The following is a 25,613-nucleotide window of genomic DNA, read 5'->3' on the forward strand; positions in this document are numbered from 1 at the left end:
CCTTTCTTATTCGGCGGGCGTGTGGGCCTTGCCATAATGCGCATCGAAATCTTCCTCGATGGTGGCAGGCTGGGCCTCGGGTTTCTCGATCACGCCCAAGAGCGGCAGGATCACCAGGAAATAGGCGAACCAATAGGCCGACGCGATCAGCGAAATCGTGGAATAGGGCGGTTCTGCGGGCATTGCGCCCACCCACATCAGGACGACAAAGTCGATCGCCAAGAGCCAGAACCACCACTTGAACATCGGGCGATAGCGGCCCGACCGCACCGAAGACGTATCAAGCCAGGGTGCCAGCGCCATCACCGCGATAGCCCCGAACATCGCCAACACGCCAAAGAACTTGGCGTCGATGATTCCGCCGGTGATCCAGTTGGCGAACATCACCACCCAGACATCGGCGGTAAAGGCACGCAGGATCGCGTAGAACGGCAAGAAGTACCATTCCGGCACGATATGCGCGGGCGTCACCAGCGGATTCGCTTCGATGTAGTTGTCGGGATGGCCAAGGTAGTTGGGCATGAAACCGACGATGGCAAAGAACACCACCATGATCACGGCCAAGGCAAAGAGGTCCTTGATCACGAAATAGGGCCAGAACGGAACGGTATCCTTCTGCGCCTCTTCCTTGGAGGTGCGGCGCACGTCCACGCCGGTCGGGTTGTTGTTGCCCGTGGTGTGGAACGCCCAGATATGCAGCGCCACCAGTGCGGCGATCACAAAGGGCAAGAGATAATGCAGCGAGAAGAAGCGGTTCAGCGTGGCATTGTCCACCGCTGGCCCACCCAACAGCCAGGTCTGGATCGACTCGCCGATGAACGGGATCGCGCCAAACAGCCCGGTGATCACCGTGGCCCCCCAGAACGACATCTGCCCCCAAGGCAACACATAACCCATGAATGCCGTGCCCATCATCGCAAGATAAATCAACATGCCGATGATCCACGTCACCTCACGCGGGGCTTTGTAAGACCCATAGTAGAGACCGCGGAAAATATGCAGGTAAACGGCCACAAAGAACAGCGACGCGCCGTTCATATGCAGGTAGCGAATGAAATGACCACCGTTCACGTTGCGCATGATATGCTCGATGCTGGCAAAGGCCAGATCGACATGCGGCGTGTAATGCATCACCAGAATGATGCCGGTGACGATTTGCAGCACCAGACAGAAGGTCAGAACAATACCCCAGATCCACATCCAGTTCAGGTTCTTGGGCGTGGGAATCATGATGGTGTCATAAAGCAACCCGACGATGGGCAGGCGCGAATGAAGCCATTTCTCGCCGCCCGTCTTGGGCTCATAGTGATCGTGCGGAATCCCGGACATTTGCGCGTTTCCTTATCCCAGTTGGATCGTGGTTTCGTCGAGGAATTGGGCCACCGGCACCGGAAGGTTCTCCGGGGCGGGCCCTTTGCGGATACGGCCCGCGCTGTCATAGTGCGACCCGTGACAGGGGCAGAACCAACCACCGAAATCACCGGCACCATCACCGATGGGAACGCAACCGAGATGGGTGCATACGCCCATTTCGACCAGCCATTCACCCGCTTCATCGAGCGTACGGTTCTCGTCCGTTGCGGGTGCGGTCTCTTCGATATTTGCATTGCGTGCCAGACCGTCGGGCAGCGTGGCGACATCAACGCTGCGCGCCGCCTCGATATCTTTCGCGGTCCGGCGACGGATGAACACCGGCTTGCCCAGCCATTTCACCGTCAATTGCGTCCCAGGTTCAATCCCGGACACATCCACGCGGATCGAGGACAGAGCCTGAACATCCGCCGAGGGGTTCATCTGGTTGATCAGCGGCCAGATGGCTGCGCCTGCGGTCACGGCACCCGCGCCCGCGGTCGCATAATAGAGGAAATCCCTCCGGGTGCCTTCGTGATCTTCTGCGTGGGACACGAGAAATACTCCCTATATATCAGTGCCGCAATCGGCCTCATACGATGATAGGCCTCGGGATTCCCAAAGCCAGCATGTGCGGCTATTTAGCGAGGCTTTGGGGGGCCGTCCAGCCTGCATTGCCCCTAGATTTCAACAGAGCGCGCATCTGTCGCGCTTCACGGGTCCTGTTCGGCAAGCCGGGCGCGGCCCTCTCACGCCGACCACGCTTACGCCGGGGCAGTTTTAACCATGCTTTCGCGCGCGCTCATCTTGGCATACCACGCCTCCAACGCCGGATGCCCATCCCGCCAACCGCGCACGTCATGGCGAAAATCGAGATAGCCCAGCGCACAACCCAGCGCGATATGGCTCATGTCGAGCGGCCCCGCGAGATGGCTCATCCAGCGCCCTTCCACGGCATCCAGCGCCCGCGCCGCCTTGGCCCACTGCCCCTCGACCCAAGGCGCATAGCGCATGTCTTCGGGACGAAACCGTGCTTCATAGGTCATCGCCAGCGCCGCTTCCATGATGCCTTCGGCAATCGCCTCCAGCGTCAGCACCTCCCAGAGCCGCGCCTCGGGATAAAACCGCCCGCCCGCCTGCTGATCCAGATAGCGGGTGATCACCCGGCTGTCGTGGATTGCCGGACCGTCGAGCCGCACCAGCGCGGGAATCTTGCCCAGCGGATTGGCCGCCGCCGCCTGCGGATCGGTCTCCAGCGGCGTGGTGGTCACATCGACCACTTCGACCTGGTCCGCCAGACCGCTTTCCAGCAAGAGTACACGCACCTTGCGCACAAAGGGGGACAAAGGCGAGGAAATGAGTTTCATGACGCGCTCCTTGAAGTTTTGGCGTGACCCTAGGCCCAGCCCCCGACGCTGTAAAGCCGCTCACGCAGGCGGCGCGCGCATCCATTCGGCCAAGAGGTCAGTTTCCTGCCCCTGCCCTGCCGGGCCCAGATAATCGGCGGCACGCAGACGCACCTCCTCGGGCTTGTTCTGCCCCAGCTTCCACGTGCCCGCGATCTCGTCCACCCGCATCGCGCAGGGCACGATCTGCCGCATCATTCGGTCCAGCACCTCGGGCGTCATCTTTTCGGCCCGCCATTCCGGCTTGGGCGCAAGCCGCGCCTCGAACTCCGCCGATTGCCGATCCAGAAGGTCGCGCATCCCCTCTTGCGGCTGCAACATGACCTCTCCCACCAGATGCACGGCGACATAGTTCCACGTCGGCACCTGATCCTCGACCCCATACCAGTCGGGCGAGACATAGGAATGCGGCCCCTCGATCGCCAACCGCGCCTTGAGCGGCCCAGTCAAAAGCCGCGCAATCGGATTGGAACGTACCAGATGAAACTCGACCTGCGTCCCATCCGCATTCAAGAGAAACGGAATATGGCTCATCAATGGCCCCTCGGGGCTGCAAACCGCCAGGATCCCGAACCCGCGTGCGCGCGCAAATTCCAGATTGTACGCCGCCGTGGCCTGACGAAAGGCGGGATTGGGATGCATGGCCCTATTCCCCGCGTCGGGGGCAGAGAACATCCTCGACCGCCTTTGCCACCCGCAACAGCCGCTCCTCACCATAGGGCTGCCCGCAGAGCATCAGACCGCAACTCGGCTCCCCCGTGGGCAGCGTCACGGCACAGAGCCCCAAGAGATTGCCCACCCGCGTATTGCGCAAGGTCAGCAGGTTCTCGGTTACGTAATAGTCGGGATCGGCCAGGAGCCGCGCCTGATCGGGCGGCAGATTGGGAGCCGTGGGCATGAGCACCGCATCATAGCCCGCCACCCGCGCGTTCCATGTCGCGCGCAGCACCTCGAGCTTGCGCCACCCCGCCACATAATCGGCGGCACTGATGTCCTTGCCGCTGCGGAACCGCTCCAGAATCGGCGCGAACATCTTGTCCGGCGCCGCCTCGATCACCTCGCGCCAGAGCCCATAGGCCTCGCCCGTGAACAGCACCGGCGAGAGCGGCAGCGCCTCGGCCACCTCGGGCGCCTCGATCTCTTCGATCACCGCGCCCGCCTCTCGCAGCACCTCCAGCGCGAGCGCATGGGCGCGCGCCGGTTCGGGCCGAATATCCTCCATCACCGACGTCCGCAGCACTGCAAACCGCAGCCCCGCCAAGGTCGCCCCGCGCAAATCCGCCGCCTTGCCCCCTTCCAATGCCGCCAGCATCAGCGCGCAATCCTCGACCGAGCGGGCCAGCGGCCCCACCGTGTCGAACCGCAGGCAAAGCGGCACCACCCCCTGCAACGAAACCCGCCCCGAAGTGGTCTTGAGCCCGACCAGATCATTCCACGCCGACGGGATGCGCACCGACCCGCCCGTGTCCGACCCGATCCCGCAGGGGGCCAGATCAAAGGCCACGCTCGCCGCCGCCCCCGACGACGAGCCCCCCGGCACGGCCTTCGCATTGTTCACGCAGGGCGGTGTTGCCGTCACCGGATTGAGGCCCAGACCGGAAAAGGCCAGTTCGCTCATATGCGTCTTGCCAAGGCAGACCAACCCCGCCGCCGTGCCGTTGCGCAAGACTTCGGCATCGCGATCCGGCACCCGGCCTTGCAACAGCGCCGATCCCGCCTCGGTCGCCACACCTGCGCTGTCAAAGAGGTCTTTCCAGCTGACCGGCACCCCGTCGAGCAGGCCCAGACGCTGCCCCGCCTTGGCCCGCGCCGATGCCGCCGCCGCCTCGGCCAGCGCGCGCTCTTCGGTCACCGCGCTGTAAATGCGGCTCCGCAACGGATGAGCCTGGATTGCCCCCAGATAGGTCTCACACAGAGCCTCGGGGTCAATCTCGCCACGACCAATGCCGCGCCCCAGATCGCCCGCCGTCATCTTCAGCCAGTCCCGCATCCCGTCCCCCTCTTGCGTTCAAAAACCATTGCTAGCGGCAGAGCGGCGCATGGACAATCCCGCGCGCACGCACATATTGGGCGCATGACACATGACAGCGACCTTCTCATCGTCGGTGGCGGCCTCAACGGCCCCACCCTCGCCCTTGCCGCCGCCCAGGCGGGGCTTTCCAGCACGGTGATCGACGCCCTACCCGAACCCACCCGCAAGAATGCGGCCTTCGACGGGCGCGCCTATGCCTTGGCGCTCGCCTCGGTGCGGCTCTTGCAGAACCTCGGGATCTGGGACCGCGTGGCCGAACATGCCCAGCCGATGCTGGAAATCAAGGTTTCGGACGGGCGTGCGGGCGAAGGGCCATCACCTTTCTTCCTGCATTTCGACCATGCCGAGATCGAAGAAGGCCCGATGGGCCATATGCTCGAGGATCGCTACCTCCGCCGCGCCCTGATCGAAGCCATGGCAGAGCAACCCCTGATCACCCAGGTTTCCAACGACACGGTCACAGCACAAGAAAGCGACGCCACTGGCGTCACCGTCACGCTCGCCTCGGGCAAGACCCTCACGGGCCGTCTTCTCATCGGGGCCGATGGGCGTAGCTCAGGCACCGCCGCGCGCGCGGGTATCCGGCGCACCGGCTGGGGCTATGGCCAGACGGCACTCGTCGCGGCCATCGAACACGAATTGCCGCATCACGGCATCGCGCATCAGTTCTTCATGCCTCCCGGCCCGCTCGCGATCCTGCCGCTGCCCGGCAATGTCAGCTCGATCGTCTGGTCCGAGACCGACGCCACCGCCGCCCGCTTCGCCGCCCTTCCCGATGCCGAATTCATGGAGGTGCTGCGCCCGCGCTTTGGCGATTTCCTCGGTGCCATCAAACTGCGCGGCGCGCGCTACACCTATCCGCTCAGCCTGACCGTGGCCAACAGCTTTGTCGCGGACCGCCTTGCGCTGATCGGTGACGCCGCCCACGGCATGCATCCGATTGCCGGACAGGGGCTCAACGCGGGCCTGCGCGATGTCGCCGCGCTGGCACAGGTGATGACCGAGGCCGCGCACCGGGGCGAGGATATCGCAGCACCCGATGTGCTCGCCCGCTACCAGCAGTGGCGGCGGTTCGACACCGCGACGCTCGCCTTGGCCACCGACCTCACCAACCGGCTTTTCTCCAACGACAACCCGCTCCTTCGCGCCGCCCGCGATCTTGGCATGGGCGCGCTCGGCCATATGCCCCGCCTGCGCCGGGGCTTCATCCGCGAGGCGGCGGGGCTGACGGGGGACTTGCCCGAGTTGATGAAGGGTTAAGACACCGCGCGGAATCAAGCCCGAAGGGCGCCGCGCGATCGCTGGGCTGTCCCGCGGCCTAGCGATTTTGAGAGGGAGTAAAATTCTGAGAGTTTAGACGAACTTGGCAGGCATAAAGTGGCAACCACTACCGTTGCATCGCTAGTCCCCGGCCCAGCGATCGCGCGGCACAATGCTTGGGGAGAACGCCAGTAAGGGACGGATTTTTATTTAGGGTTTGACAGGAGAGCGGACTTGAAAAATCAGTATTCATCCGAGATTGAGAAGCTGCTTCCCAACGAATTTCTCTACGCCCTTGGCGTCTATATGCAACTATGCGCCCACATAGAAAAGAACGCGAGCGCTTTAATTGTTTGCCTAAGTGGGGTTTTTCCAAGTGATGCCAACTGGTTAGAAAATTATTGGAAAAATCGCAAACGTTCAACTTCTGACCTGATACGCGAACTGAAAAGATGTTCCAGTAAAGCCGAAGAATTTGGCTTTTCATCAGAGTTGAAGACACTTTGCTCATGGATCAATGAATTTAAGAGAAATAGGCACTTGGCAGCACACGGGGCGTTCTACGGCTCACCCAGTGGTTTTCTCAGAGTGGACTACGTACACAATGATGGATCTTTTACGGAACCATTATATCGAACAGATCGAACTGCAATTACAATGGATCTGGTCGATGAAGCGATACGAGATGCTGACCGCATCTTCATAGTGCTCATAGACATGTTAGAGAAAATACGGGAAGGCTTGTATCGGGAAGTTTCGTTTCACACGATACCAGTGGTCGTTCACCCCAATTCACAACCGTGATCTCTACGTCCACCGCCTATCCCCGCTCCAGAAACCTAATCACCGTATCGCCATAACGCCGCTCTTCCAACAGGCGCAGCCCCTCGGGCGGGGTGATTGCGGCACTTTCCTCCCAGACGATCAGCGCCTCTTCAGAAATCCAGCCCCCCGCCAGCGCCGCCGTCAGCGCCTCCTCGCCCAGCCCCTTGCCATAGGGCGGATCGAGAAAGACCAGCTCATGCGCCGCCGTGGGATTATTCCCCGGCCTGCGCGCATCCAGAGGGAACACGCGCGTTTCCTCCTCGGCGCGGCAAAGCCCGATGTTCTGCCGCAAGAGCGACAGCGCCTTGCGCCCGCTCTCGATGAAGCTCACGGCCTCCGCCCCGCGCGACAAGGCCTCCAGCCCCAGCGCGCCGGTGCCCGCGAAAATATCGAGCACCCGCGCCCCCGTCACCGGATCGCCATAGCCCCCGGCCAGCACGTTAAAGAGCGCCTCGCGCACCCGGTCCGACGTGGGCCGCAGATGCGCCGCCTCATCGCCCTTGCCGACACTGGCCAGCGCCCGCCCGCGATGCGCCCCGCCGATGATCCTCACCCGAGCAATACCTTGAGATCGGCCCCCGCATCCGCCACCACCGCCGGATCGGCCGATTTCCCGGCATCAATCAACCGCTTTCCCACCATATAGGCACGCGGATCGTTCATCGCGTCCACCGCCAGCAACTGATCGCCCCGGTAGTACCAGAACGACACCGCCGCCCCGCCATCGCGCGTCACGATCCGGTCATAGCCGGTGCTCAGCCCCGTGATCTGCAACTTCACATCGTATTGATCCGACCAGAACCACGGCTTTGGCACATAATCCACGCCACGCCCCAGGATATTGCCCGCCACACAGTCGGCCATGTCGATGGCATTGGGCACGCTCTCCAGCCGCAAACGCCCCTCGTTATGGGGGAAGGACGCACAATCGCCCGCGGCCCAGATCGCGGGATCGGAGGTGCGCCCCTGCGCATCCACCGCGATTCCATTGTCAATCGCCAGCCCTGCCGCCTCGGCGAGCGCGGTATCCGGCACGATGCCAACGCCAACGATCACCATGTCCACGGCCAACTCCGTCCCGTCCGACAGGCGCGCGCCGATGACCTGGCCGTCACCCAGCAAACGCTCCAATCCCACGCCCTCGCGAATATCGACGCCGTGCCGGCCATGCAGCGCGCGGAAATAATCCGAGGTCTCCTTGGCAGCCACCCGCTGCAGGATACGCGGCGCCATCTCGACCAGAACCACCTGCATCCCCCGGCTGGCCGCGACCGCCGCCGCCTCAAGCCCGATATAGCCGCCGCCCACGATCAGCACGCGCGCGCCGGGGCGAAACCCCGGTGCCATCGCATAGACATCGGCCAGCGTGCGCACCACATGCACACCGCCCAAATCACCGCCAATCGCCGCAGGCAGGTGGCGGGGGCGCGATCCGGTGGTCAGCACCAGATGCTCATAGCCCAACCGCTCCGCGCCCATCACCACCGCCCGCGCCGCGCGGTCAATCCCGGTGACGCGCACGCCCAACCGCAGGTCGATGCCCGCCTCGGCATAATAGCTCTCGGGCCGCAAATAGAGCCGCTCCAGAGCCATCTCGCCTAGCAGGTATTTCTTGGACAGGGGCGGGCGCTGATAGGGCGGCACCGGCTCTTCGCCGATCAGCGTGATGGGGCCCTCATAGCCCTCGCTCCGCAGCTTCGCCACCAGCGACGCCCCCGCCTGCCCCGCTCCGATCACCACGACACCCGACATCCCGCTCTCTCCTTCTTTGGCATGGTCACTTGCCTATCACCGGCCTATATCTACTTCCATCCCGAAACCCTCGACAGACAAGGAACGACCATGACCCTTTCTTCCGGCGACAAACTTCCCGACGCGACCCTGCTGAAACTGGGCGACAAGGGCCCCGAAGCGGTCGATCTCAAGAGCCTGACCGCGGGCCGCAAGGTGGTGATCTTTGCCGTGCCGGGCGCCTATACGCCCACCTGTTCCTCGGCGCATGTCCCCAGCTTCATCCGCACCAAGGCGCAATTCGACGCGGCAGGCGTGGATGAAATCATCTGCGTTTCGGTCAACGACCCCTTCGTGATGAAGGCCTGGGGCGAGGCCACCGGGGCCACAGAGGCCGGGATCACCATGCTGGCCGACGCCGAGAGCGCCTTCACCAAGGCCATCGGCCTTGATTTCGACGCGCCGCCCGCTGGCCTCCTCGCGCGCTCCAAGCGCTATGCGATGGCGGTCGAGGATGGCACCGTCACCGTGCTGCATGTCGAGGAAAGCCCCGGCACCTGCGAAGCGACAGCCGGCGAATCGCTGCTCGCGGCGCTCTGAACCGGACCAGGGGTGCGAGGGGCCAGCCCCTCGCGCTCCCCGGAGTATTTGCACCATAAAGAAACCTCACACCCCCGGTGGTGTCAGGATGTGACGCAAGAGCGCCAAGGGATGCGCCCGCAGGCTGAGGCGCAGCGCGGTGTAATCCTCGACCACCTCCTCGCCCAGCGTCATCGCGGGCAGATGCGCGGCAGGCTCGACAATCCCCTCGCCGTCAATATCCCGCGCGAATAATGGCAAGGGCTGCTCACCCCCGATTGCCCGCGCCTGCCAGAGTGCGTCGCGCCGCGTAAGACCAAGCTCGGCAAACACATCCGCCTCGGCCAGACGGGCCAGCGCCGCAGGCGTCACCCCCGCCCGCCGCCAGACATCCTCGGGGCCCACATAGCCATTGCCCCGCGCCGCCGCGATCCAGTCGGCCTCGTCCTGCGCCACGCCCTTGATCTGGCGAAACCCCAGACGCAGCGCCAGCCGCCCCCGGCTGTCCGGCTCGATGGTATTGTCCCAATAGGAAGCGTTGATGCAGACCGGGCGCACGGTGACACCATGTTCGCGCGCATCGCGCACGATCTGCGCCGGGGCATAGAACCCCATAGGCTGGGAATTCAGCAGCGCACAGGCAAAGATCGCCGGGTGATGGCATTTGAGCCAGGCGCTCGCATAGACCAGATGCGCGAAACTGGCGGCATGACTTTCGGGAAAGCCATAGCTGCCAAAACCCTCGATCTGGCTGAAACAGCGCTCGGCGAAATCGCTGTCATAGCCATTGGCCTGCATCCCGCGCAGAAACCGCGCGCGAAACTCAGAGACATTGCCATGTTTCTTGAAGGTGGCCAGCGACCGGCGCAAACGGTCCGCCTCTTCGGGCGTGAACCCCGCGCCGATGATGGCAATCTGCATCGCCTGTTCCTGAAAGAGCGGCACGCCCAGCGTCTTGCCCAGCACCCGCCCCAGTTCATCCGACGGGAAACTCACCGCCTCTTCGCCATTCCGACGGCGGATGAAGGGATGCACCATATCGCCCTGAATGGGACCGGGGCGAATGATCGCCACCTGAATCACCAGATCGTAAAAGCAGCGCGGGCGCATGCGCGGCAGGAAATTCATCTGCGCCCGGCTCTCGACCTGAAAGACACCCAGACTGTCGGCACGGCTCAGCATGTCGTAGACTTGGGCGTCCTCGGGCGGCAGCGTGGCCAGGCTATAGGCCTGCCCGCGATGCTGCACCAAGAGGTCAAAGGCCTTGCGGATACAGGTCAGCATCCCCAGCGCCAGCACATCGACCTTGAGAATCCCCAGCGTGTCGATGTCATCCTTGTCCCAGCAAATGACCGTGCGTCCCTCCATGCTGGCATTCTCGATGGGCACCAGCTCATCCAGCCGTCCCTCGGTGATGACGAAGCCGCCGACATGCTGGCTCAGATGCCGGGGAAAACCGATAATCTCGCGGATCAGCGCCAGCGTCCGCGCCAGACGCGGATCGCGCGGATCAAGCCCGATCTCGGCCAGGCGCGCAGGCTCCAGCGCCCCCTCGCCGCCATGCCCCCATATCTGCGAGGTCATGGCGCCCAGCAAATCCTCTGATAGCCCCATGGCGCGGCCCACCTCGCGGATGGCGCGCTTGGTGCGGTAATGGATCACCGTGGCGCAGAGCCCCGCGCGATGCCGCCCATAGCGCTCATAGATCCACTGGATCACCTCCTCGCGGCGCTCATGCTCGAAATCCACGTCGATATCGGGCGGCTCGTCGCGCGCCTCGGAGACAAAGCGCTCGAACACCATCGTGCCGATCTCGGGGCTGACAGAGGTGACACCAAGACAGTAGCACACCACCGAATTGGCCGCTGATCCGCGCCCCTGACACAGGATCCCGCGCGACCGGGCAAAATCCACCACGTCATGCACGGTCAGGAAATAGGGCTCGTAGCGCAGCTTGGTGATCAACGCCAATTCATGCTCCATCATGCCACGCACCCGCGCGGGCGCACCGCCCGGATAGCGCCAGTCCAGCCCCGCCTCGGCCAGACGCCGCAGCCTCTGGGTTGGGGTCTCGTTCTCGGCAACCTCGCTGGGGTATTCATACCGCAGTTCTTCCAGCGAAAATCTCAGCCGCGCGGCCAGCGCCGCCGCGCGGTCAATCGCCCCTTCATGCTCTGCGAAAAGACGGCGCATTTCCGTCTCTGACCGCAGGCGCTGTTCGGCATTGCGCAGCGCATGACGCCCCAGCCGGTCCACCGTCACCCCCAGCCGGATCGCGCTCAGCACATCCGCGAGACGGCGGCGATGCCCGCGGTGCAGGATCGGTGCCGCCGCCGCCACCGTCGGCAGGCCCAGCCGCGCCGCCTGCCCCGCCAGCCACGCGAACCGTGCCGGATCACGCCCGTCATAGCGCGGGCTGAGCAAGAGCGCGACAGAGCCCCCCCAGCGCTGCGCCAATTGCCCAGCCTGCGCCTGCCACGCGCGCCCGGGGCCGGGATGCAGCAAGAGATAGAGCCCTGCCGCCCCCGCCAATACATCCGCCACCCCCAGATCACAGGTCCCCTTGACCGCCCGCTGCCGCCCCAGGCTGATCAGACGGCAAAGGCTGGCCCAGCCGCCACGATCCATCGGCAGGGCGGTGATCTCGATCCCTTCGCGCAGCACCAGCCGCGCGGCGGGAATAAGACGCGGGCAATTGGCCCAATCGGGCGGCGCAGGCTCCGGCGCAGGCGGCCCGATGGGCCCCTGCCGCGCCTCCAGCGCCTGCCGCGCCGCCACCTCGCGGGCAATCTCGCGCGCCGCCGCATGGGCGCGCACGATCCCCGCCACCGAATTCACATCGGCAATCGCCACGCCCGAGAGGCCCAGCGCCGCGGCATGACGGATATATTCCTCGGGATGCGACGCCCCGGTGAGAAAGGTGAAATTCGACGTGGCAGAAAGCTCGGCAAAGGGCATGGCGGCACTGATTCCCAGACCCGCCCAGTATGTTCACTTTGTGTTCCTTTTTCCACCCTGCGTTTGCGCGCGCTCAGCGGCGCGTGCGCATGCAAGGCCCCCCTTGCAAACACTCCAGCGCCTTGTCCAGCATGGCAGGTGTCGGATCGGGATGGCCCATACCGCCGCAGGGGTCCACCGTCAGCACATAGCCGCCGTCCCGCCGCTCCAGAAATCCCAGATACTCCGTCCCCGGCACCGCCGAGGCGCACCACGAGCCAAAACATTGCACGTCGAGCGTGATGGCGCGGTCGAACGCCTGATCGAACCCACCCTTTGTCAGCGCCTGCCCCGTCAGCCGCGCCGGGATCAGCGTATGCGCGGGCTTTTGCTGCGGGATCATATCGGTGCTGGGCAGACGCGCCGGATCAAACTTCAGCCGCCCCTGCACCACGATATAGGTCTCCTCCGCCTCGGCCGCGCGCCGATAGGTCTCGGCCACATCCGGTGGCAGGCAACTCAAGGCCAAGGCCGGTCCTCCCAGCGCACATCCCAGCGCCAGAACCGCCGCCCGGATCACAGCAAGGCCCCGAATTCATCCAGCACGCGCGAATAAACCGCCCGTTTGAAGGGGACAATATTGGCCTCGAGGTCACGGGGCGGCAACCAGCGCCATTCCGAGAATTCCGGGTGTTCGGTCGCGATGTTCACATCCCCGTCGCGGCCCAGAAACCGCATCAGCACCCACTTCTGCTCTTGCCCCCGATACCGCCCCTTCCAGATGCGCGGGACGATGTCATGCGGCAGATCATAGGTCAGCCAGCCTGGCGTTTCCGCCTCGATGCGCACCTTGTCAGAGGTCACGCCGGTTTCCTCCCAGAGCTCGCGCAGCGCGGCTTCGGTCACGCTCTCGCCCTTGTCGATGCCCCCCTGCGGCATCTGCCAGGCCGGCGCGTCATTGTCGATCCGCTGCCCGACAAAGACATGGCCCTCCGCATTGACCAGCATCACCCCTACACAGCGGCGATAGGGCAGTTTTACAATCTCTTCAGGCGTCATCATCAGGTCTTTCAGCTAGGGTCACGGGCAGAGTGCGGCGAGACGCCAGAGGCGTCAAGACCGCAACAGATCATTTGACTTTTCCCGTGGCTCACCCAGTGTGAGTCACATAACAACGCCAACAGAGAGACCCGAACATGACTGAAAAACCCGTGCTATACGGCTTTGATGCCTCGACCTATGTGCGCACCGTGCGCATGGTGCTGGCCGACAAGGGCATCGCCTATGATCAGGTGCCGGTGAATGTGCTGGCGGGCGAGACCCGCACACCCGAGCATCTGGCCCGCCATCCCTTCGGCAAGGTGCCGGTGCTCGACATCGACGGGCTGCGCATCCGCGAGACCGACGCCATCTGCCGCTATCTCGAGGACATTGCACCAGAGCCTGCGCTCTCTCCCGCCGATGCCAAGGGCCGCGCCCGCATGAACGAGGCCATCGGCCTCATCGACAGCTACGGCTATGGGGCGCTTGTCGGGGTTGCGGGCTATCACCTCTTTCCCGACCTGATCGGCGGGCAGAACGAAGACGCGCGCAAGGCGGCGCTCGACGCATCGGCAACCCTGCTGACGCTGCTCATGGAAAATCGCAACGGTGCCAAATGGCTGGCCGGGGACAGCCCCACGCTCGCGGATTACTTCCTCGCGCCGATCATGTTCTATGTCTCGCTCACACCCGATGCCGATCAGGTGCTCTCCACCCCCGGCGTGGCCGACTGGTGGGAGGCGATGAAGGCGAATGACACCTTCGCCAAGACCGAGCCCGATCTGGGCTGAGGGGATTTGCAGTCGAGCGCGCGCGGGGAAATGGCGATTGCGGGCACCTGGCCCGGTTACACCTCGCGCGCGCCCACCATGCCCATGATCTCGTAGGTCTGGCGCAGGATCGGCGCGGCAATGGCACGGGCACGGGCCGCCCCATCCGCCAGAATCCGGTCAATCTCGGACAAATCCTGCATCAGCCGCGCCATTTCGGTCGAAATCGGGGCGATGCGATCCACCGCCAGATCGGCCAGCATCGGCTTGAACTCGGAAAACGGCCTGCCGCCCACGTCCGCCATCACCTGATCCACCGACATATCGGCCAGCGCCGCATAGATATTCACCAGATTGCGCGCCTCGGGCCGCCCTTCCAGCCCGGCAACCTCCGAGGGCAGCGGCTCGGGGTCGGTCTTGGCCTTGCGGATCTTCTTGGCGATGGTCTCGGCATCATCGGTCAGGTTGATACGGCTCATGTCCGACGGATCGGATTTCGACATCTTGTTGGTGCCATCGCGCAGCGACATCACCCGCGTCGCCGCCCCTTCGATCACCGGCTCGGGGATCGGGAAAAACTCCACGCCATAATCGTGGTTGAACTTGATCGCGATGTCGCGCGTCAATTCCAGATGCTGCTTTTGGTCCTCGCCCACCGGCACATGCGTCGCGTGATAGGTCAGAATATCGGCGGCCATCAGCGCCGGATAGGCAAAGAGACCCAGCGAGGCATTCTGCGCATTCTTGCCGGCCTTGTCCTTGAACTGCGTCATCCGCTGCATCCAGCCCATGCGCGCCACGCAGTTGAATACCCACGCCATCTGCGTGTGCTCAGCCACCTGAGACTGGTTGAACAGGATCGACCGCGCCGGATCGAGGCCAGAGGCAATGAACCCCGCCGCCAGCTCCCGTGTGGCACGGGCCAGATCGGCCGGATCCTGCCAGACCGTGATCGCATGCAGGTCCACCATGCAATAAAGCGTCTGGATCCCCTTGTTCTGCGCTTCGGCAAACCGCTTCAACGCGCCCAGGTAATTGCCCAGGTGCAAGTTGCCCGAAGGCTGGATTCCCGAAAACACGCGGGGGGTAAAGGCCGCCTCGGTCATGGCACAACTCCGTGGTGGATTTCTCTGCCCGCCTCGCTTACCCATGCGCCAAAGCCCCGTCAAGGAGAGGTGCCATGTCCGAGCAGAGACCACCCGCCCCCGTCAACCCCCTGCCGCCCTTCCTGATTGCCCTCTTTCTGGTGCTGATCGGGATAGAGGCCGCCTTTACCCTTGGCGCGCGCGGGCTCGTTGGCGGCCCCGATGCGGTGGGCTGGCGATCGGCGGCCATTCAGGACTACGGGTTCAACGGTGAAATCCTTGCCTGGATGCTTGAGAACAATACCTTCCCGGTCGAGCACCTGCGCCGCCTCCTGAGCTACGCCTTTGTTCACGGCAGCTTTACCCACGCGCTTTTTGCGGGCGTGCTGCTTCTGGCCATGGGCAAATTCGTCTCGGATGTCTTTCGCCACTGGGCGGTTCTGGTTCTGTTTCTGGTCAGCACGGTTGCGGGCGCGGCGATCTTTGGCCTCGTGGCCCCCGGCGGGACGTGGCTCATCGGGGCCTTTCCCGGCGTTTACGGCCTGATTGGCGGCTTTACCTATATCATGTGGCTCAGGCTGGGGCAGCTGGGCAGCAATCAGACCCGCGCCTTCACCCTCATCGGCGTGCTGATGGGGCTGCAACTGGTGTTTGGGCTTTTGTTTGGCGGCAATGCCACCTGGATCGCCGATGTCAGCGGCTTCGCCACCGGTTTTCTCGCCTCTTTCGTGCTCAGCCCCGGCGGTTGGTCGCGCCTGCGTTCCAAACTGCGGCACGACTGAAGGGGCAAGCGCCCGCGCGGATTGCTGGGCCGGGGACTAGCGAAACAACAGGCGTGACTGCCACTTTATGCCTGCCAAGTCCGTATAATCTCTCAGCGAGACGCGCCTTCTCAAAATCGCTAGGCCGCGGGACGGCCCAGCGATCCGCGCGGCGGTGCCTGCGGCACCTTGATTCCGCGCGTGAAGACGACCCCCCTACCGCCTCAACCTGCTCCGGATTTCCTGCATCCGAAACGCCCCCAACCCTTGCCCAAAGAGGGCATACGCAAGCGTGCCGACGCCAATCAGCAGCAAGAGCGCAAGCCACCGCACGCCCCCCATGCCGAAAAGCGGCCCAAGCAAAACCCCCGCCCCCCAGAGCACGGCCCCCATCAGCACCGAGGCGAGACAGATCCGCCACAACCGACGCCGGAATTGAGCGTCAAACCGCGCCACATCGCCAAACTGCCGCGCCCCGGCGGCAAGTTGCACCACCATGATCCACGCCGCGATTGTCGTGGCAATCGCCGCCGCAATCCAGCCGATGACCATCGCCAACCCCACCGCCAGAACCGCATTGACCACCATCGCCCAGACCGCATAGCGGAACGGGCTGCGCGTATCCTCGCGCGCGAAAAACACCGGTTGCAGGATCTTTTGCAACACGAACGCCGGCAGGCCCAACCCGTAGATCGCCACCGCAAGCGCTGTCGCCGCACTGTCATCCGCCCCGAACGCCCCGCGCTCGAACAGCACCGACACAAGCTGGACGGGGATCACGATCAGCGCCACGGCACAGGGAATGGTCAGCGCCAGTGCGATCTCACCCGCGCGCGACAACGCCATACGCGCGCCCACATCATCCTGCGCCTTCAGCCGCCGCGACAGATCCGGCAAGAGCACGATGCCCACCGCGATTCCCACGACCCCCAAGGGCAATTGATAGAGCCGGTCAGCGGAATAGAGCCAGCTCACCGCCTTTTCGGTGTTCGAGGCGACCAATTGCCCGACCACGAGGTTGATCTGCACCACCCCGCCCGCCAGCGCCGCCGGAACCGCGATGCGCACCAGTTGCGCCATCTCCGGCGTCCAGCGGGGCCGCACCAGCGGCAGGTGCAAGCCCGCGCGCCGCGACGCATGCCACACGAGCGCCAGTTGTGCGACACCGGCCACCGGAATCGTCCAGACCAGCGCCTGTGCCACCGCCCCGCCCGTGACCGCCGCAAAACTCATCGTGCCGATCAGAAACACGTTCAGCAGCACCGGCGCGGCGGCGGCGGCCGCAAAATGCCCGGCCGCATTCAGCATCCCCGAAAACAGCGCCGCCAGAGAGATGAAGAAGATATAGGGAAACACGATCCGCCCGAACTCGACCGTCAGGTCGAAGCGCGCATCGCCCACGAACCCCTCTGCCGTGGCCCAGACCAGAGCGGGCATGAACACCATGCAGAGGCCCGTCAGCACCAACAGGACAAGGCTCAGCCCCGAACAGGCCAGCGCGGCAAAACCCAAGGGGTTATCCCCCGCCTCCAGCCGCTTGGAAAACATCGGCACAAAGGCCGCGTTGAATGCCCCTTCGGCAAAGAAGCGGCGGAACATGTTGGGCAGGCGAAAGGCGGCGACAAAGGCATCCATCACCGCACCGGGGCCAATATAGCTGGCGATCAGCACATCGCGCACAAACCCCAAAAGACGGCTGAGCAAGGTCCAGCCGCCAACGGTGAGAATGCCAGAGAGCAGGCGGACGGGTTTCATGCTTGGCCTTTCGCCGGGATCAGGGCCGAGGAGTAGACCATCCGCCCGCCGGGGAAAAGAGGGCGCAAACGGCGCAATCCGCCACCATTTTCGCTTGTAACGCATATTTCACTACCCAGCCCCGCGACGACGCGACAAGGTGAGGCCAGAGGGCGGCGGCCCAGCCCCGCCCAGGCAGGCAGAAAGAGACCCAAGATGACCACCAATATCCGCCAATGGCTTCAGGACCGGCCCGAGATCGAATCCGTCTTTGCCTGCGTTTGCGATCTCAACGGCGCGATGCGCGGCAAACGCCTGCCCATCGAAAAGGCCAAGGCGATCATGGATGACGGCCTGCGCCTGCCGCTCTCGGTGCTCAGCGTCGACATCTGGGGCGAGGACATCGAGAACAACGAACTGGTGTTCGAGACCGGTGACTCGGACGGGATCTGCGAACATACCGGGCGCCCCATCGTCATGGTGAATTGGACCAGCCGGCCTTCGGCACTGGTGATGTTCTGGATGCACACCGAGGATGGCACGCCCTTTCCCGGCGATCCGCGCCATGCGCTCTCCAATATCGTGCAGCGCTACAAGGCGCGCGGCCTCACCCCCGTCGTGGCCACGGAACTCGAATTCTATCTCTTCGACCCGCGCGAGGCGCGGCCGCTCCCGCCCTGCTCGCCCGTCACCGGCAAGCGGCTCGACTCCGACGGCGCGCTCTCGCTCGACGAGCTCGAACATTTCGACGAATTCCTCAACGATGTCTACGACGCCTGCCACGAACAGGGCATCCCCGCCGATGCCGCCATTTCGGAAAACGGCGCGGGCCAGTTCGAGATCAACATGGTCCATGTCGCCGACCCGCTACAGGCCGCCGATGATGCCGTCCTCTTCAAACGCCTCGTGCGCGGTATCGCGCGCAAACATGGCATGGCCGCCACCTTCATGGCCAAGCCTTATGGCGACCGCTCGGGCAGCGGGTTTCACGTGCATTTCAGCCTTGTGGATGAAAACGGCGTCAACCTCTTCGACAATGACGGCGACAGCGGCACGCCGCTCTTGCTCAATGCCGTGGCTGGCCTGCTGGAAACGATGCACGAAAACACGCTCACCTTTGCCCCGCACCAGAATTCCTATCGCCGCCTCCTGCCCGGCACCCATGCGCCTACCGGCATTTCCTGGGGCTATGAGAATCGCACCGCCGCGATCCGCATTCCCGGCGGCAGCCCCAAGGCGCGGCGCATCGAGCACCGCGTCGCGGGCGCCGACGCCAACCCTTACCTCGTGCTGGGCAGTATCCTCGGCGGCGCGCTCATCGGGATCGAACAGGGGCTCACCCCCTACCCGCCCATCGACGGCGACGCCTACAACCAGAAACTCGACAATCTGCCGCTCGACTGGGCAACCGCGATTCAGGCCTTTCGCCGCGGCAAACACGTGCAGGACATCTTTTCCAGACGCCTGCAAACCATGCTGGTGGAATGCAAGATGCAGGAACTCAAGCGCTTCACCCGCTACGTGACCGACTTCGAATATGACGCCTATCTCGAAAGCGTGTGACGCCCGCGCTCAGACCGCCACGCAATCCGCGAAATAGCGCGTGACACCGTCCTCGCCCACCTCCTGCACCAGCCCGTGAATGTCGGTCTCGAACCCGGGGCATTCGCGGGCGAATTCGCGGTTGAACCGCAGATATTGCACGATGGTCTTGTTGAACACCTCACCGGGGATCAGGAGCGGGATACCCGGCGGATAGGGCGTCACGAGGCTGGTGGTCACGCGCCCTTCCAGATCGTCGATGGCGACCCGCTCCGTGGTGCGCCGCGCGATATGGGCAAAGGCCTCGCTCGGCGTCATCGCCGGGGTGAGATCGCTCAGGTACATTTCCGTCGACAGGATCGCCACATCGTATTTCGCATAGAGCGTGTGCACATGCTGGCACAGATCGCGCAGGCCCATGCCCTCATAGCGCGGTTGCTTGGCGCAAAACTCCGGCATCGCGCGCCACATCGGCTGGTTCTTGTCGTAATCGTCCTTGAACTGTTGCAGCGCGGTCAAGAGCGTGTTCCACCGGCCCTTGGTGATGCCGATGGTGAACATGATGAAGAAACTGTAAAGCCCGGTCTTTTCGACCACGACCCCATGCTCGGCCAGATATTTCGTGACGATCGAGGCGGGAATCCCCGACTTCTCGAACCGTCCGTCCAGATTGAGGCCGGGGGTGATGATCGTGGCCTTGATCGGATCGAGCATGTTGAACCCCGGCGCCATCTCGCCGAAGTCATGCCACGACTCCTCCCCGTCCGAGGCCTGCACGCCATGGGCATCGGTGCGCTTGAGCACCCAGTCCTTGGCCGCACCGATCCCCTCGTCCTCCACAACATCCGGTCCCCAAACCTGAAACCACCAGTTGTCCTCGCCGAACTCGGCATCGACCTTTTGCATGGCCCGGCGGAAATCCAGCGCTTCGGCGATGCTCTCCTCGACCAGCGCCGTGCCCGCGGGCGGCTCCATCATGGCCGCGGCCACATCGCAACTCGCGATGATGCTGTATTGCGGGCTGGTGCTGGTGTGCATCAGATAGGCCTCGTTAAAGAGGTGCCGGTCCAGCTTGGTGGTCTGGCTGTCCTGTACCAGCACATGACTGGCCTGACTGATCCCCGCAAGCAGCTTGTGAATCGACTGGGTGACATACGTCACCGATTGCTTGGGCCGCTCCCGCGACCGGCCCATCGCGTGAAAATTGCTGTAGAACGGGTGAAAGCTGGCATGCGGAAGCCACGCCTCGTCGAAATGCAGGTTGTCCACATAACCATCGAGCACATCCTTGATCACCTCGGTGTTGTAGAGCACGCCGTCATAGGTCGACTGCGTCAGCGTCATGATCCGTGGCTTCACGGTATCGGGATCAACCCCCGCCAAGAGCGGGTTGGCGCGGATCTTGGCCTTGATCGCGTCAATCTCGAACTCGCCGCGCGGAATCGGCCCGATGATGCCGAAATTATTGCGCGTAGGCCGCAGGAACACCGGGATTGCCCCGGTCATGATGATGCTGTGCAGGATCGACTTGTGGCAATTGCGGTCCACGACCACCACATCGCCGGGGGCCACGGTGTGATGCCAGACCATCTTGTTGCTGGTGCTGGTACCGTTGGTCACGAAAAAACAGTGATCGGCGTTGAAAATCCGCGCGGCATTGCGCTCGGACGCGCCAATCGCCCCGTCGTGATCCAAGAGCTGCCCCAGCTCCTCGACCGAATTGCACACGTCGGCGCGCAGCATGTTCTCGCCGTAGAACTGGTGATACATCTGGCCGATCGGGCTCTTGAGGAATGCCACGCCCCCGGAATGACCGGGGCAATGCCACGAATACGACCCGTCCTCGGCATAATCCAGCAAGGCGCGGAAAAACGGCGGCTGGATACCCTCGAGATAGATCTTGGCCTCCCGGATGATATGACGCGCGACGAATTCCGGCGTATCCTCGAACGCATGGATGAAGCCGTGCAATTCGCGCAGGATGTCATTGGGCAGGTGGCGGCTCGTCTTGGTCTCGCCATAGACATAGATCGGCACATCGGCATTCTTGCGCCGCACCTCCTGCACGAAATTGCGCAGGTTGGTGATCACCGGATCAATATCGGGACCGGGGCTGAACTCCTCGTCGTCAATCGACAGAACAAAGGCACTGGCGCGCGATTGCTGCTGCGCGAATTGCGACAAATCCCCATAGCTCGTGACGCCCAGAACCTCGAATCCCTCATCCTCCATAGCCTTGGCCATGGCTCGGATACCCAGCCCCGAAGAGTTTTCGGACCGGAAATCTTCGTCAATGATGACAATGGGAAAGTGGAACTTCATGGACTTCTCCTTTCAGGAGACCAGCAGAGGGGCGGTCACGCCAAGCATAGCGACAGGACCCCCCAAAGGCCCGGGGAATCCGACTCTGCGCAGGTTGTTTCTGCTGTGCGCCCCAAGGTCAAGCCCCGCCGCGCGCGCCTTGGCCGCTTTGCGCGCGCTCATGCCGCACGCCCGGTCAGAGACCCAGCGCGCGACGCCGACCCTCGGCCATCTTCTTGATCAGATGATCCGCCGCCAGCCCGATAAAGGCCACGGCAAACCCCAGCACAAGCCCCTTGCCCACATCCGTGGAACTCAGCGCGCGCTGCATTTCCTGACCCAGATCCTGCGTGCCGATAAAGGCCGCGATGATCACCATGAAGAGCGAGAACATCAGCGATTGATTGATCCCCACCATGATGGTGGGCAGGGCAAGCGGCAGGCGCACATGCCACAGGCTCTGACGACGCGTCGCCCCCGACATATCCGCCGCCTCGATCAGCGCCTCGGGCACGCCCCGCAGCCCCTCGATCGTATACCGGATGAGCGGCACAGCAGCAAAGAGCACCACCGCCCCCACAACCGCCACGTCATTGACGCCAAAGAGCATGATCACCGGAATGAGGTAGATGAAACTCGGAAAGGTCTGGAGACTGTCACACAGCAGCAAGACCCGCTTGGCCCGCGCCTCGGTTCGCGCCGCCCAGATGCCCAGAGGAAAGCCGAAACTCGTTGCCACCGCGACCGCCACTAACACCGTATAAACCGTGATCATCGCCCGATCCCACCAGCCGGTGATGGCGATATAGCCGATAAAGCCAACGCAGATCAGCGCCGACCGCCAGCCGCCCACCGCCAGCCCCGCCGCCGCCACCAGCGCCAGCACCGCCGTATAGGGCAACCACAAGAGCGCATCGCGCACCGGAATGAGAACCCAGGTGATCAGGAACCACCGCAGCCATTGCGTGACCGGATCAACCGTCACAATCACCCAGGACATCATCGCATCCAGCGGGTCCGCCACCGATAGCGATTGCCCCCGCCCGACCTCGGCAAAGAACGGCACCAGCGCCGAAAGGGCAAAACCCACGACCATCAACGCGGCCCAAAGGCTCAATACCCGGTGCCGCGCGACCCATCCCAGCCCCGGTTCGTGATGCACGGGCTGTAACGCGACCCAGGCCTTGGAACAGCGATCCAGCGCCACGGCCAAGAGAACGATCGTGATGCCAATCTCGATCGAGCGCCCGATCTTGAGCGCCTGCAACAGTTGCAACAGCTTCTGCCCCAGCCCCGGCATTCCGATGAAACTGGCCAGCACCACCATCGCCAGACATTGCATGATGACCTGATTGACCCCCACCAGAATCTCGGTCCGCGCCGTGGGAATACGCACCCGTGTCATCAACTGCCAAGCCGTGCTGCCACACATCTTGCCGCTCTCGATCACCTCGGGCGGCACCTTGCGCAGCCCGAGTAGCGTCATGCGGATCATCGGCGGCACCGAGAAAATGATCGTGACAATCGCCCCCGCCTTGGGCCCCACCCCGATGAACACCACGACCGGGATCATATAGGCGAAATGCGGCAGCGATTGCGCGATGTTGAGCACCGGATTCATCACCGCCTCGACCCAGCGCCAGCGCCATGTCGCCACGCCCATCACCAGACCGAGCAGCACCGAAACCGGCGCGGCCACGACGATCACCGACAGGGTCTCCATCGCCCATTTCCATTGCCCCATCAGCGCGATCCAGACAAAGGTGCCCCCCGCCAACAGCGCCAATCGCAGCCCGCCCAGCCAATAGCCCAGACAGCCCGCGCTCAGCGCCACAACGATCCATGGCAGCGGGCCAATCCGGGGCCAGCGGTTCTTGCCATAAAGAATATTCGCCGTCACATCGAGCATCCACTCGATCCCGTCGGCAAAGGCGCGGGTTACATGGATCAACCCCAGATCGTCGCGCAGCCAGGTAAACAGCGCGTTGATCCAATCCGCCAAAGGCAGGATCAGCCCCTCCGCCGGGCGCATCAACCCCTCGGGCAAATAGGGCCGCGCAAGGATCAGACAGAGCGCCAGACACAGAACCATCCACGCCGGGCTCAGCCGCAACCGCGTGGCGGGGGCGCTTGGAATGGCGCTCTCGCTCATGCCTGACCCCCGAGCAGCACATCGAGCGCCTCCTTGCGGCTCAGCACGCCGGTCACGCGCCCCGCCTCATCCGCCACCGGCAGGATCTCGCGCGGATCGTCGATCAACTGCCGCGCCAGCGCGCGGATCGTGCTCTTGCCCGCCACCGGCAGCCCCTCGGGCATCACGCCGTTGATGGGCCGCGCCAGGCCCGCCGCATGTACCACCCGTGCCTTTTCGATCTCTTCGGTGAACTTGCGCACATAATCCGTGGCCGGGTTCAGCACGATCTGATCGGGCGTGTCGCATTGCTCGACCGCGCCATCCTTCATGATGGCGATCCGGTCCGCCAGCCGCAGCGCCTCGTCGAAATCATGGGTGATAAAGACGATGGTCTTGCCCAGCATCCCTTGCAGGCGCAGAAACTCATCCTGCATCTCGCGCCGAATGAGCGGATCAAGCGCCGAAAACGGCTCGTCCAGAAACCAGATATCCGGCTCGATGGCGAGGCTTCGGGCGATCCCCACCCGCTGCTGTTGGCCGCCCGACAATTCGCGCGGGAAATAATCCTCGCGCCCGCCAAGGCCAACAAGGTCGATCACCTCCAGGGCCCGCTTGCGCCGCGTGGCCCGGTCCTGCCCGCGCATTTCCAGCGGAAAGGCCACATTCTCCAGCACCGTGCGATGCGGCAACAGGCCAAAGCTCTGAAACACCATACCCATCTTGTTGCGCCGCAACTCGATCAACTGCGCCTCGCTCAGCGCGCCAATATCCTGCCCCTCGACCGACACCGTGCCGCCGGTGATCTCGATCAACCGCGAGAGGCACCGCACCAGCGTCGATTTGCCCGAACCGGACAGGCCCATGATCACCAGCATCTCGCCGCGCGCAATATCGAGCGACACATCGCGCACCGCCGAGATATAGCCCGCTTGGCGGATCACCTCGAACCCCGGATCGCCCGTCAGCCCCCGCAGATACGCCTCGGGCGAAGGGCCAAACAGTTTCCAGACATTGCGGCATGAGATCACGGGTTCAGACACCGGCACGCGACACCCCCTTGTTTGTTATGGAAAACCCCACCCGTGGCGCACCACGGGCGGGGCAGATTTCAAGCCTCGATCAGTTGATCCAGACCTTCCAGACATCGCCGTTCTCTTCCAGCCAGTGCGCGGCAGCTTCTTCCGGCTCCATCTCGTCGATGTCCACCAGCTTGGCCATTTCCGCGATCTGCGGATTGGTAAAGCTGATCTTGGTCAGCATCTCATAGGCGTCCGGCCATTTGTCCTTCATCCCGTCCCAAGCGGCCTTTTTCAGATAGCCATTCGCGGGATTGCCGCAATCATATGTCTTGTCCGGGTTCGGCCCGACCGCCGGGTCCTTGTCGCAACCGTCCACCCACTCGGGGAACTCGACGAATTCGCCCGGCCAGACGGCTTCGGCGAAATTCGGCGTCCAGTTGAACAGAACGATGGGCTTCTTGGTCTTTTCAGCGGCGCCTATTTCCGCCCAGAGGGCTGCGGCAGACCCCGCATTGACCACCTTGAAATTCATGCCCAGCCCGTCAACCCGCTCCTGGTCATGCTTGAGCCAGTCCACCGGCCCCCCGAGGAACCGCCCCGCATCGCCGGTCTCGGGCGTGGCAAAGGCTGCGGCGCAGTCATTCAGAGCCTGCCAGTCGGGCAGACCGGGACAGGCCTCCTTGGTCCACATCGGATACCACCAATCCTCGCGCGTGACCGCGTTGTGATCGCCCGCATCATGCAAGCCGCCCTTTTCCAGCGCGGCGCGGAACGAAGCGCCGAACGCGCCTTCCCAGACCTCAAGCTCCAGCGCCACATCGCCCAGACGCACCGACTCGTAAACCGACTGGCTGTCGGTCGAGACATATTCCACATTGTTGCCCATGGATTCGAAAATCTGGCCAACCACATGGCTCATTACGATCTGGCTCGACCAGTTGTGAATGGGGATAACAATCGGATCTTCGGAATCCGCCAAGGCTCCGGTCGCGGCCATAGCCAGCACGGCAGCCCCACCGATCAGTCGCAAACGTCGTGTCATTCTAGAAAACTCCCTGTGTTACATGTTCCCGCCCGTTTCCCGGGCTTTGGTGAGAGAAGCTTAC

The 25,613-nt window shown here is 63.6% G+C and carries 22 protein-coding genes; 6 read left to right on the plus strand and 16 right to left on the minus strand.

Annotated features, from left to right (window positions below; all coding sequences use genetic code 11):
* Positions 1-6: 6 nt before the first annotated feature.
* The 5 genes from petB to AACZ65_RS14745 all read right to left on the minus strand — a co-directional run bounded on the left by petB (position 7) and on the right by AACZ65_RS14745 (position 4,746).
* On the minus strand, positions 7-1,329 hold the full coding sequence (petB, locus tag AACZ65_RS14725; protein ID WP_037273369.1) for a cytochrome b: 1,323 nt from the start codon (positions 1,327-1,329) through the stop codon (positions 7-9).
* A gap of 12 nt (positions 1,330-1,341) precedes the next feature.
* The gene (gene petA, locus AACZ65_RS14730; RefSeq protein WP_037273366.1) at positions 1,342-1,905 is read right to left on the minus strand and encodes a ubiquinol-cytochrome c reductase iron-sulfur subunit; all 564 of its coding nucleotides are present in this window, start codon (positions 1,903-1,905) and stop codon (positions 1,342-1,344) included.
* A 209-nt stretch (positions 1,906-2,114) separates the two neighbouring features.
* Positions 2,115-2,717: a glutathione S-transferase gene (locus AACZ65_RS14735; RefSeq protein ID WP_296632412.1), complete on the minus strand. Its 603-nt coding sequence runs from the start codon at positions 2,715-2,717 to the stop codon at positions 2,115-2,117.
* Between the two features lie 60 nt (positions 2,718-2,777).
* Positions 2,778-3,398 (minus strand): FMN-binding negative transcriptional regulator, encoded by a 621-nt coding sequence (locus AACZ65_RS14740; protein WP_339672087.1) that lies wholly within the window; start codon positions 3,396-3,398, stop codon positions 2,778-2,780.
* A gap of 4 nt (positions 3,399-3,402) precedes the next feature.
* A complete protein-coding gene (locus AACZ65_RS14745) occupies positions 3,403-4,746 on the minus strand; it encodes an amidase family protein (protein WP_339672089.1) in 1,344 nt (447 codons plus the stop codon).
* Positions 4,747-4,830: 84 nt separating this feature from the next.
* Between AACZ65_RS14745 and AACZ65_RS14750 the strand changes: the two genes are divergently transcribed.
* Both AACZ65_RS14750 and AACZ65_RS14755 read left to right on the plus strand, forming a co-directional pair.
* A complete protein-coding gene (locus tag AACZ65_RS14750; RefSeq protein ID WP_339672091.1) occupies positions 4,831-6,048 on the plus strand; it encodes an FAD-dependent monooxygenase in 1,218 nt (405 codons plus the stop codon).
* A 234-nt stretch (positions 6,049-6,282) separates the two neighbouring features.
* The gene (locus AACZ65_RS14755; protein ID WP_339672093.1) at positions 6,283-6,852 is read left to right on the plus strand and encodes a hypothetical protein; all 570 of its coding nucleotides are present in this window, start codon (positions 6,283-6,285) and stop codon (positions 6,850-6,852) included.
* Between the two features lie 16 nt (positions 6,853-6,868).
* On the opposite strand, the gene rsmD is transcribed toward AACZ65_RS14755, so the two are convergent.
* Together rsmD and AACZ65_RS14765 are read right to left on the minus strand one after the other, a co-directional pair.
* The gene (gene rsmD, locus AACZ65_RS14760) at positions 6,869-7,426 is read right to left on the minus strand and encodes a 16S rRNA (guanine(966)-N(2))-methyltransferase RsmD (RefSeq protein WP_339672095.1); all 558 of its coding nucleotides are present in this window, start codon (positions 7,424-7,426) and stop codon (positions 6,869-6,871) included.
* A complete protein-coding gene (locus AACZ65_RS14765; RefSeq protein WP_339672097.1) occupies positions 7,423-8,625 on the minus strand; it encodes an FAD-dependent oxidoreductase in 1,203 nt (400 codons plus the stop codon). Before AACZ65_RS14765 ends, rsmD begins: the two co-directional genes overlap by 4 nt.
* 90 nt (positions 8,626-8,715) lie before the next feature.
* On the opposite strand from AACZ65_RS14765, the gene AACZ65_RS14770 reads away from it, so the two are divergent.
* Positions 8,716-9,204 (plus strand): peroxiredoxin, encoded by a 489-nt coding sequence (locus tag AACZ65_RS14770; RefSeq protein ID WP_297539164.1) that lies wholly within the window; start codon positions 8,716-8,718, stop codon positions 9,202-9,204.
* Between the two features lie 66 nt (positions 9,205-9,270).
* On the opposite strand, the gene AACZ65_RS14775 is transcribed toward AACZ65_RS14770, so the two are convergent.
* The 3 genes from AACZ65_RS14775 to AACZ65_RS14785 all read right to left on the minus strand — a co-directional run bounded on the left by AACZ65_RS14775 (position 9,271) and on the right by AACZ65_RS14785 (position 13,179).
* Positions 9,271-12,141, minus strand: a complete 2,871-nt coding sequence (locus tag AACZ65_RS14775; RefSeq protein ID WP_339672099.1) for an error-prone DNA polymerase — start codon at positions 12,139-12,141, stop codon at positions 9,271-9,273.
* 73 nt (positions 12,142-12,214) lie between these two features.
* Positions 12,215-12,700: a hypothetical protein gene (locus AACZ65_RS14780; RefSeq protein ID WP_339672101.1), complete on the minus strand. Its 486-nt coding sequence runs from the start codon at positions 12,698-12,700 to the stop codon at positions 12,215-12,217.
* Positions 12,697-13,179, minus strand: a complete 483-nt coding sequence (locus AACZ65_RS14785) for an RNA pyrophosphohydrolase (protein ID WP_339672103.1) — start codon at positions 13,177-13,179, stop codon at positions 12,697-12,699. Before AACZ65_RS14785 ends, AACZ65_RS14780 begins: the two co-directional genes overlap by 4 nt.
* Before the next feature lie 137 nt (positions 13,180-13,316).
* Here AACZ65_RS14785 and AACZ65_RS14790 point away from each other — a divergent pair, with 137 nt between their 5' ends.
* Positions 13,317-13,952, plus strand: a complete 636-nt coding sequence (locus AACZ65_RS14790) for a glutathione S-transferase family protein (protein ID WP_339672105.1) — start codon at positions 13,317-13,319, stop codon at positions 13,950-13,952.
* Positions 13,953-14,008: 56 nt separating this feature from the next.
* Here AACZ65_RS14790 and trpS read toward each other — a convergent pair whose 3' ends face one another.
* Positions 14,009-15,037, minus strand: coding sequence for a tryptophan--tRNA ligase (gene trpS / locus AACZ65_RS14795; RefSeq protein ID WP_339672107.1), 1,029 nt, complete (start codon positions 15,035-15,037; stop codon positions 14,009-14,011).
* Positions 15,038-15,111: 74 nt separating this feature from the next.
* On the opposite strand from trpS, the gene AACZ65_RS14800 reads away from it, so the two are divergent.
* Entirely contained in the window at positions 15,112-15,798 is a 687-nt protein-coding gene (locus tag AACZ65_RS14800) for a rhomboid family intramembrane serine protease (protein ID WP_339672109.1), read from the plus strand.
* A gap of 195 nt (positions 15,799-15,993) precedes the next feature.
* On the opposite strand, the gene murJ is transcribed toward AACZ65_RS14800, so the two are convergent.
* Positions 15,994-17,532, minus strand: a complete 1,539-nt coding sequence (gene murJ / locus AACZ65_RS14805; RefSeq protein WP_339672111.1) for a murein biosynthesis integral membrane protein MurJ — start codon at positions 17,530-17,532, stop codon at positions 15,994-15,996.
* Positions 17,533-17,727: 195 nt separating this feature from the next.
* On the opposite strand from murJ, the gene AACZ65_RS14810 reads away from it, so the two are divergent.
* A complete protein-coding gene (locus AACZ65_RS14810; RefSeq protein WP_339672113.1) occupies positions 17,728-19,074 on the plus strand; it encodes a glutamine synthetase family protein in 1,347 nt (448 codons plus the stop codon).
* A gap of 9 nt (positions 19,075-19,083) precedes the next feature.
* On the opposite strand, the gene AACZ65_RS14815 is transcribed toward AACZ65_RS14810, so the two are convergent.
* From AACZ65_RS14815 to AACZ65_RS14830, 4 genes are all read right to left on the minus strand, one after another.
* The gene (locus AACZ65_RS14815) at positions 19,084-21,375 is read right to left on the minus strand and encodes an arginine/lysine/ornithine decarboxylase (RefSeq protein ID WP_339672115.1); all 2,292 of its coding nucleotides are present in this window, start codon (positions 21,373-21,375) and stop codon (positions 19,084-19,086) included.
* A gap of 175 nt (positions 21,376-21,550) precedes the next feature.
* Positions 21,551-23,506, minus strand: a complete 1,956-nt coding sequence (locus AACZ65_RS14820; RefSeq protein WP_339672117.1) for an ABC transporter permease subunit — start codon at positions 23,504-23,506, stop codon at positions 21,551-21,553.
* Positions 23,503-24,534 (minus strand): glycine betaine/L-proline ABC transporter ATP-binding protein, encoded by a 1,032-nt coding sequence (locus tag AACZ65_RS14825; protein WP_339672119.1) that lies wholly within the window; start codon positions 24,532-24,534, stop codon positions 23,503-23,505. Before AACZ65_RS14825 ends, AACZ65_RS14820 begins: the two co-directional genes overlap by 4 nt.
* Positions 24,535-24,607: 73 nt before the next feature.
* Positions 24,608-25,549: an ABC transporter substrate-binding protein gene (locus AACZ65_RS14830; protein ID WP_037273329.1), complete on the minus strand. Its 942-nt coding sequence runs from the start codon at positions 25,547-25,549 to the stop codon at positions 24,608-24,610.
* Positions 25,550-25,613: the final 64 nt, after the last annotated feature.

The organism is uncultured Roseovarius sp., from assembly GCF_963972555.1.
In the GTDB taxonomy this organism is placed as follows: Bacteria; Pseudomonadota; Alphaproteobacteria; order Rhodobacterales; family Rhodobacteraceae; genus Roseovarius; species Roseovarius mucosus.

Excerpts from the sequence above, each read along its gene's own strand:
- AACZ65_RS14775 (WP_339672099.1), bottom strand. The coding sequence starts at position 12,141 with ATGCCCTTTGCCGAGCTTTCTGCCACGTCGAATTTCACCTTTCTCACC.
- AACZ65_RS14800 (WP_339672109.1), top strand. The coding sequence starts at position 15,112 with ATGTCCGAGCAGAGACCACCCGCCCCCGTCAACCCCCTGCCGCCCTTC.
- AACZ65_RS14785 (WP_339672103.1), bottom strand. The coding sequence starts at position 13,179 with ATGACGCCTGAAGAGATTGTAAAACTGCCCTATCGCCGCTGTGTAGGG.
- AACZ65_RS14740 (WP_339672087.1), bottom strand. The coding sequence starts at position 3,398 with ATGCATCCCAATCCCGCCTTTCGTCAGGCCACGGCGGCGTACAATCTG.
- AACZ65_RS14750 (WP_339672091.1), top strand. The coding sequence starts at position 4,831 with ATGACACATGACAGCGACCTTCTCATCGTCGGTGGCGGCCTCAACGGC.
- petB (WP_037273369.1), bottom strand. The coding sequence starts at position 1,329 with ATGTCCGGGATTCCGCACGATCACTATGAGCCCAAGACGGGCGGCGAG.
- AACZ65_RS14810 (WP_339672113.1), top strand. The coding sequence starts at position 17,728 with ATGACCACCAATATCCGCCAATGGCTTCAGGACCGGCCCGAGATCGAA.
- AACZ65_RS14815 (WP_339672115.1), bottom strand. The coding sequence starts at position 21,375 with ATGAAGTTCCACTTTCCCATTGTCATCATTGACGAAGATTTCCGGTCC.
- trpS (WP_339672107.1), bottom strand. The coding sequence starts at position 15,037 with ATGACCGAGGCGGCCTTTACCCCCCGCGTGTTTTCGGGAATCCAGCCT.
- AACZ65_RS14820 (WP_339672117.1), bottom strand. The coding sequence starts at position 23,506 with ATGAGCGAGAGCGCCATTCCAAGCGCCCCCGCCACGCGGTTGCGGCTG.
- AACZ65_RS14790 (WP_339672105.1), top strand. The coding sequence starts at position 13,317 with ATGACTGAAAAACCCGTGCTATACGGCTTTGATGCCTCGACCTATGTG.
- AACZ65_RS14745 (WP_339672089.1), bottom strand. The coding sequence starts at position 4,746 with ATGCGGGACTGGCTGAAGATGACGGCGGGCGATCTGGGGCGCGGCATT.
- murJ (WP_339672111.1), bottom strand. The coding sequence starts at position 17,532 with ATGAAACCCGTCCGCCTGCTCTCTGGCATTCTCACCGTTGGCGGCTGG.
- AACZ65_RS14770 (WP_297539164.1), top strand. The coding sequence starts at position 8,716 with ATGACCCTTTCTTCCGGCGACAAACTTCCCGACGCGACCCTGCTGAAA.
- AACZ65_RS14765 (WP_339672097.1), bottom strand. The coding sequence starts at position 8,625 with ATGTCGGGTGTCGTGGTGATCGGAGCGGGGCAGGCGGGGGCGTCGCTG.
- AACZ65_RS14830 (WP_037273329.1), bottom strand. The coding sequence starts at position 25,549 with ATGACACGACGTTTGCGACTGATCGGTGGGGCTGCCGTGCTGGCTATG.
- AACZ65_RS14735 (WP_296632412.1), bottom strand. The coding sequence starts at position 2,717 with ATGAAACTCATTTCCTCGCCTTTGTCCCCCTTTGTGCGCAAGGTGCGT.